Genomic DNA, 298 nt, shown 5'->3' with positions numbered 1-298 from the left:
CGACACGGAGGTGCGGATGGGCGTTCTCGACGAAGGCGAGCAGGTGACGGCGGCGGATGCCGCGGCCTGGCGTGACTGGCTGGAGACCAATCACGCCACGGCATCCGGCGTGTGGCTGCTGAACGTGCGGGGATCGGCGGCGAGCGGCATCGACTACGAGGACGCCGTGCGGCACGCCCTGTGCTTCGGGTGGATCGACGGCCCGGTGCGCACCTTCGCGGAGAACTCCGTCGGCCAGTGGTTCTCGCCGCGCCGGAAGGGCAGCGGCTGGGCCGCGACCAACAAGGCCCGGCTCGCG

The 298-nt window shown here is 72.1% G+C and carries 1 pseudogene; it reads left to right on the top strand.

From position 1 onward, the window contains the following. Positions 1-298 (top strand): annotated as a pseudogene (locus tag KI686_RS17250) (YdeI family protein); the annotation flags it as partial.

The sequence above is a fragment of the Polaribacter sargassicola genome (genome assembly GCF_021991835.1).
GTDB lineage: Bacteria > Bacteroidota > Bacteroidia > Flavobacteriales > Flavobacteriaceae > Polaribacter > Polaribacter sargassicola.
Note: the sequence above shows the minus strand (reverse complement) of the source record. Positions and strands in the feature narration are given on the sequence as shown.